We start from the raw sequence: 6313 nt of genomic DNA on the forward strand, positions 1-6313 counted from the left end.
CGGCAAATGTGTCGGTGATCGGCAAAAGGCCGATTTTCCATACGACCAAGGGCTTGTTTTTTTCTCGGGAGTTGGCGTAGAGTCAGTGCACTGTGTTTGCATGGGTCGCAACAGTTCGTGACCTGGGCCAGTAGCCTATATTTGCTACAACCCGTTCGACGTCTCTTACTTTCCTGCAACCCAGCCCAGTAATCTTTCGCTTACTCATTAATGCGAAAGTAACTGTCATCAAAATTTAAGCTTCGTAGGAAATAAGACAATGGCTGAGCGTCAGAACGGTACCGTCAAGTGGTTCAATGACGAGAAAGGTTACGGTTTCATCACCCCAGAAAGCGGTCCGGATCTGTTCGTGCACTTCCGTGCCATCGAAGGCAACGGCTTCAAGAGCCTGAAGGAAGGCCAGAAGGTCACCTTCGAAGCAGTCCAAGGCCAGAAAGGCATGCAGGCTGACAAAGTCCAGCCTGTCTGAGTACAAGCCTGGCTCGCAAAAACCCCTGCCATGTGCAGGGGTTTTTTTTGCCCGTAGAATAGTGGCTTCGTCAATTGGAGCCGTACTGCATGCCCAAGCCTCTGCTCTCCCCCCAGGGTGATTTTCCACCGGTCGGCCTGGGCCGACGCCTGGCGGCGATGTTCTACGATTTCCTGCTGTGCACGGCATTGCTGATCGTGACTGCGGGCGCCTACAAGATGGTCCAGATGGCAATCATCGGCGAGGCGCGCATGCGCGAACTGACCGAGGCCGGCGCGCTGGACGGCGACCCGTTGCTGTCGACGATCCTGTTGTTTGCCCTGTTCGGCTTCTTCGCCAAGTTCTGGACCCATGGCGGCCAGACCCTGGGCATGCAGGTGTGGGGCGTGAGGGTGCAGAACGCCGACGGCAGCGCGATCAGCCTGTGGCAGGCGCTGCTGCGCTTCATGGTGTCGATCGCCTCCTGGCTGTGCCTGGGGCTGGGGTTCTTCTGGTCGTTGATCGACAAGCGCCAGCGTGGCTGGCATGACATCTATTCGCAAACCCAGCTGGTGCGGGTGCCGAAACAGGTGAAATGAGCTGAGCCTTGGGTTGCCTGTACGGGCGTCTTCGCGGGTAAACCCGCTCCCACAGGTGTCGCGCAATTTTCGAGGGCAATGATGAACCCTGTGGGAGCGGGTTCACCCGCGAAGAGGCCGGTACAGGACAACCACAAAAAAGCCGACCATGAGGTCGGCTTTTTCGTACGGCTCAGGCCATCATCCGGCTCGTCGCAGCAACCACAGGCCTGCCAGGGCACAGATACCCGCAGGGATCACCACCGCCAGCAGCGGCGGGAAACCGAATACCTGGCTCGATGGGCCGAGCAGGTCCTGGCCGATGCGGAACACGAAACCCACCAGCACACCGGTGAACACGCGCTGGCCAAGGGTCACCGAACGCAGCGGGCCGAAGATGAACGAGATCGCCATCAGCACCAGCGCCGCAGTGACCATCGGCTGCAGCACCTTGGTCCAGAACGCCAGCCAGTAGCGGGAATTGTTCAGGCCCTGGTCGGACAGGTAGTGGATGTAGTCCCACAGCCCGGTGATCGACAGCGACTCGGGCGCCATGATCACTGTATTGAGCAACTGAGGCGTCAGCGAAACGTCCCATTGTTCAGTAGGCGCCTTCACCACCTCGGTGTGGTCACCACGGAAGTACGTGGTGCTGACATCGCTGAGCATCCAGTGGTCTGCGTTGTACTGGGCACGACGGGCGAAGCTCGAAGTCTGGATCTTGCGCTCGTTGTCGAAGCGGTAGCGGGTCACCCCCAGCAGCAGGCCGTTGGGCTGCACCGCGTTGATGTGCACGAACTCCTCGCCCTGGCGATGCCACATGCCACGCTTGGAGCTCTGCGACTCGCCGCCGCCCTGGGCCAGCGAACGGTCGGCCTGGGCCTTGTTCTCGGTCACCGGGGCCACGTACTCGCCGACCAGCAGGCCGACCAGCATCAGCACCAGCATCGGTTTCATCACCGCCCAGACGATACGGCCGATGGACACGCCAGCAGCACGCATGATGGTCAGCTCGCTGCTGCTGGCCAGGCTGCCGAGGCCGATCAGGCAGCCGATCAGCGCCGCCATCGGCAGCATGTCGTAAAGCCGGCGCGGTGCGGTCAGCAGGACGAAGCTGCTCGCGTCCATCAGGGTGTAGGTGTCGCTCAGGTCGCCCATCTCGTCGATGAAGGCGAACAGCGAGGCCAGGCCGAGGATGATCCCCAGCACGGCCAGGATGGCCATCAGCACGCTCTGGCCGATGTAGCGGTCGAGCTTAGCCATGGGCCACCTCCGCGCGACGGGCAGCCAGTTTCAGGCGCAGCGGTTCCCAGTACATCAGGGCCAGGCCGATCAACAGGAACAGGCCGTGCACCCACCAGATGCCCAGGCCAATCGGCAACTTGCCCTTTTCCAGGGCGCCGCGTACGGAAATCAGCATCGTCAGGTAAGCCATGTACAGAAGAATCGCCGGCAACAGCTTGAGGAAACGGCCTTGGCGCGGGTTGACCCTGGCCAGCGGCACCGCCATGAGGGTCACGATGAACACCAGGATCGGCAGCGACAGGCGCCATTGCAGCTCGGCACGCTCGCGCAGGTCGGTCTTGCCGAACAGGTCCAGGGTCGGGATGCCTTCGCGCTCGGTCACTTCCTGGGCGACTTCCGGCTTGGGCAGCAACACGCCGTAGGTGTCGTACTTGATCGCCCGGTAATCGGCCTGGCCCGGGTTGCCGTCATAGCGGTAGCCGTTCTCCAGCACCAGGTAACGGTTGCCGTCGGCCTGCACTTCCTGGTGGCCCTTTTCGGCAACCAGCACCGAAGGCGCGCGGTCCTTGGTCTTGTCCTGGTTGAAGCGCTTCTCGGAAATGAACACCCCGGCCAGCTTGATGCGGTCGTCCGACAGCTGCTCGGTGTAGGTCACCCGCGAGCCGTCGCGCAGGGTCTGGAAGCGGCCCGGCACCAAGGTGTCGAACTCGGTCAGGGCGTCCTGCTGGGCAATGATCTGCTGCACCTGGACCACGCCCAGGGGCGCCAGGCTCAGGCTCAGCCAGGCCACCAGCAGGGCGACCAGCGCCGCCGGCGCCATGGTCAGGCCAAGCAGGCGCTGCTGGCTCATGCCGGTGGCCGAGAGCACGGTCATCTCGCTTTCCAGGTACAACCGGCCATAGGCCAGGAGGATACCCAGGAACAGGCCCAGCGGCAGGATCAGCTGCAGGAAGCCTGGCAGGCGGAAGCCCATGATCAGGAACAGCACGCCCGGGTCGAGCAGGCCCTGGGCGGCCTGGGCCAGGTACTTGATGAAACGCCCGCTCATGATGATCACCAGCAGCACGGCGCTGACGGCGCTCAAGGTCAGCAGGACCTCGCGGGACAGATAACGAAAGACGATCAAACCAGACACTCCTGGGTTGTCAGGGGCGGACTGCCAAACTTTGGCCTGTGACAGCCAAGGCCAAAACCGGTTCGCCAGCGGCGAACCTCCATGTAAAGTGCGCGCATTATCCTGTGATTGGCCGCGCCTGTCACTTGGCCGCGCATGAAGCCGCACGACGGGGTTGTCAGCACACTTGTCAGAGGCTCAAACTGGCAGCTTTTCCGCTGGCGCGCGAGCCCGCCGCCAGGCCTGTCCAGAGCGCGATACTCAACAGCGCCACCTGCAAAAGATCATTCGGGGAACCTGACATGGAACTGGTTGTAAAAAGCGTAGCTGCTGCATCGGTAAAAACCGCCACTCTGGTCGTGCCGGTCGGTGAAGGGCGCAAGCTCGGCGCCGTCGCCAAGGCCGTCGACCAGGCCGCCGAGGGCGCCATCAGCGCCGTGCTCAAGCGCGGCGACCTGGCCGGCAAGGCCGGCCAGACCCTGCTGCTGCAAGGCCTGCCGGGCCTGAAGGCCGAGCGCGTGCTGCTGGTTGGCAGCGGCAAGGACGAAGCCCTGGGCGACCGTGCCTGGCGCAAGCTGGTGGGCAGCGTCGCCGGCGTGCTCAAGGGCCTCAACGGCAGCGACGCGGTCCTGGCGCTGGACGACATCGCCGTGAACAACCGCGATGCCCACTATGGCAAATACCGCCTGCTGGCCGAGACCCTGCTCGACAGCGAATACGTGTTCGACCGGTTCAAGAGCCAGAAGGCCGAGCCACGCGCCCTGAAGAAAGTCACCCTGCTGGCCGACAAGGCCGGCGTGGCCGAGGTCGAGCGCGCGGTCAAGCACGCCAGCGCCATCGCCACCGGCATGGCCTTCACCCGCGACCTCGGCAACCTGCCGCCCAACCTGTGCCACCCAAGCTTCCTGGCCGAGCAGGCCAAGGACCTGGGCAAGGCGCACAAGGGCCTGAAGGTCGAGGTGCTGGACGAGAAGAAGATCAAGGACCTGGGCATGGGCGCGTTCTACGCCGTGGGCCAGGGCAGCGACCAGCCGCCACGCCTGATCGTGCTCAACTATCAAGGCGCCAAGAAGGCCGACAAGCCCTTCGTGCTGGTGGGCAAGGGCATCACCTTCGACACCGGCGGCATCAGCCTCAAGCCAGGCGCCGGCATGGATGAAATGAAGTACGACATGTGCGGCGCCGCCAGCGTGTTCGGCACCCTGCGCGCCGTGCTCGAACTGCAGCTGCCGATCAACCTGGTGTGCCTGCTGGCCTGCGCCGAGAACATGCCCAGCGGCGGCGCCACCCGCCCGGGCGACATCGTCACCACCATGAGCGGGCAGACCGTCGAGATCCTCAACACCGACGCCGAAGGCCGCCTGGTGCTGTGCGACACCCTGACCTACGCCGAACGCTTCAAGCCGCAGGCGGTGATCGACATCGCCACCCTGACCGGCGCCTGCATCGTCGCCCTGGGCAGCCACACCTCGGGCCTGATGGGCAACAACGACGAACTGGTCGGCCAGTTGCTGGACGCCGGCAAGCGCGCCGACGACCGCGCCTGGCAGCTGCCGCTGTTCGACGAGTACCAGGAGCAACTGGACAGCCCGTTCGCCGACATGGGCAACATCGGCGGGCCGAAGGCCGGCACCATCACCGCGGGTTGCTTCCTGTCGCGCTTCGCCAAGGCGTACAACTGGGCGCACATGGACATCGCCGGCACCGCCTGGATCAGCGGCGGCAAGGACAAGGGCGCCACTGGCCGTCCAGTCCCGCTGCTGACCCAGTACCTGCTCGACCGCGTCGGCGCCTGATGCCGTGAAACCGGTGGCGCCCCAGGCGCCGCCGGTTGGCAGAGCAGACCATGAGTAAAGTCGACTTCTATATCCTGCCCACCGACGCGCTGTCGGCGCGGCTGGATTTCGCCTGCAAGCTGTGCGAAAAGGCCTGGCGCCTCGGCCACCGGGTCTACCTGCACTGCCAGGATGCCGAGCAACGCGCCGAGCTGGACCAACGTCTGTGGCGCTTCAAGGGCGAGGCCTTCGTGCCCCACGACCTGGCCGAGGCCCACGCCGATGCCCGCGTGGCCCTGGGCCTGGCCGCCGACAGTGCCGGCGAGCACCGCGACCTGCTGATCAACCTGGGCGCCGATGTGCCGGGGTTTGTCGGCCAGTTCGAGCGGGTGGCCGAGATCGTGGTCGAGGAACCCGGCATCCGCCAATCGGCCCGGGAACGGTTCCGTTTCTACCGTGAACAGGGCTATGCTCTGCAAGATCACCGCTTACAGCGACTTTGACGACGATGGACAAGCCTTCCTCCCTTCCCGATTCCTCCCATCTGCTCGACGACCTCGAGTCGATTCGCCAGCTGCTGGGCGACGCCGACCTGCAGCCGCCGCTGCTGACCGAAACGGTCGAGCAGATTCCGCTGTTGCTCGATGTGCCGGCCGGCAATGCGCCGCCTGCGCCGGAGCCTGAGCCCGCCGCTACGCCCGAGGACGATCCGCAGACCCGCCGTCAGGACACCTTGCTGCACCTGGAGAGCGAGCTGCGTGCCGCGGCGCAGATGATCATGCAGGACGTGATCAACGACTTCACCCCGCATATCGAGAACGAGATCAAGCGCCGGCTGGATGCGCGGATCGAGCGGCTCATCAAGCGTTCCGAGTAAGCAGGTCTATCGGCAGCGCCTGCTTCGCGGGTAAACCCGCTCCCACAGGGGCCTCACAAGCCATGAAGGCTGTGATGATCCTGTGGCTCCCACAGGGGCCTCACAAGCCATGAAGGCTGTGATGATCCCGTGGCTCCCACAGGGGCCTCACAAGCCATGAAGGCTGTGATGATCCTGTGGCTCCCACAGGGGCCTCACAAGCCATGAAGGCTGTGATGATCCTGTGGCTCCCACAGGGGCCTCACAAGCCATGAAGGCTGTGATGATCCCGTGGCA

At 64.1% G+C, this 6313-nt stretch carries 7 protein-coding genes; 5 read left to right on the forward strand and 2 right to left on the reverse strand.

Annotated features, from left to right (window positions below; translation table 11 throughout):
- Positions 1 to 259: 259 nt before the first annotated feature.
- Positions 260 to 469, forward strand: a complete 210-nt coding sequence (locus ACIP21_RS17395; protein ID WP_016392187.1) for a cold-shock protein — start codon at positions 260 to 262, stop codon at positions 467 to 469.
- Positions 470 to 558: 89 nt separating this feature from the next.
- Entirely contained in the window at positions 559 to 1047 is a 489-nt protein-coding gene (locus tag ACIP21_RS17400; protein ID WP_400689864.1) for an RDD family protein, read from the forward strand.
- A gap of 180 nt (positions 1048 to 1227) precedes the next feature.
- Here the strand turns inward: ACIP21_RS17400 and lptG are convergent, their stop codons facing one another.
- A complete protein-coding gene (gene lptG, locus ACIP21_RS17405) occupies positions 1228 to 2289 on the reverse strand; it encodes an LPS export ABC transporter permease LptG (RefSeq protein ID WP_400689867.1) in 1062 nt (353 codons plus the stop codon).
- On the reverse strand, positions 2282 to 3397 hold the full coding sequence (gene lptF, locus ACIP21_RS17410) for an LPS export ABC transporter permease LptF (protein ID WP_400689870.1): 1116 nt from the start codon (positions 3395 to 3397) through the stop codon (positions 2282 to 2284). The genes lptG and lptF overlap by 8 nt, the downstream gene beginning before the upstream one ends.
- Before the next feature lie 290 nt (positions 3398 to 3687).
- On the opposite strand from lptF, the gene ACIP21_RS17415 reads away from it, so the two are divergent.
- The 3 genes from ACIP21_RS17415 to ACIP21_RS17425 are packed head-to-tail and all read left to right on the forward strand — an operon-like array spanning position 3688 to position 6037.
- A complete protein-coding gene (locus ACIP21_RS17415) occupies positions 3688 to 5181 on the forward strand; it encodes a leucyl aminopeptidase (protein WP_400689873.1) in 1494 nt (497 codons plus the stop codon).
- Between the two features lie 50 nt (positions 5182 to 5231).
- Complete coding sequence (locus tag ACIP21_RS17420; protein ID WP_400689876.1) at positions 5232 to 5663, forward strand: DNA polymerase III subunit chi; 432 nt, start codon at positions 5232 to 5234, stop codon at positions 5661 to 5663.
- Positions 5664 to 5668: 5 nt separating this feature from the next.
- Positions 5669 to 6037, forward strand: a complete 369-nt coding sequence (locus tag ACIP21_RS17425; RefSeq protein WP_400689879.1) for a DNA polymerase III subunit chi — start codon at positions 5669 to 5671, stop codon at positions 6035 to 6037.
- The last annotated feature ends 276 nt before the right edge of the window (positions 6038 to 6313 follow it).

The sequence above is a fragment of the Pseudomonas sp. NPDC089401 genome (assembly GCF_044749485.1).
Lineage (GTDB): Bacteria > Pseudomonadota > Gammaproteobacteria > Pseudomonadales > Pseudomonadaceae > Aquipseudomonas.

What these genes read in the sequence shown, in the direction of transcription:
- ACIP21_RS17395 (WP_016392187.1), top strand. Translation starts at nt 260, where the DNA reads ATGGCTGAGCGTCAGAACGGTACCGTCAAGTGGTTCAATGACGAGAAA.
- ACIP21_RS17400 (WP_400689864.1), top strand. Translation starts at nt 559, where the DNA reads ATGCCCAAGCCTCTGCTCTCCCCCCAGGGTGATTTTCCACCGGTCGGC.
- lptG (WP_400689867.1), bottom strand. Translation starts at nt 2,289, where the DNA reads ATGGCTAAGCTCGACCGCTACATCGGCCAGAGCGTGCTGATGGCCATC.
- ACIP21_RS17415 (WP_400689873.1), top strand. Translation starts at nt 3,688, where the DNA reads ATGGAACTGGTTGTAAAAAGCGTAGCTGCTGCATCGGTAAAAACCGCC.
- ACIP21_RS17420 (WP_400689876.1), top strand. Translation starts at nt 5,232, where the DNA reads ATGAGTAAAGTCGACTTCTATATCCTGCCCACCGACGCGCTGTCGGCG.
- ACIP21_RS17425 (WP_400689879.1), top strand. Translation starts at nt 5,669, where the DNA reads ATGGACAAGCCTTCCTCCCTTCCCGATTCCTCCCATCTGCTCGACGAC.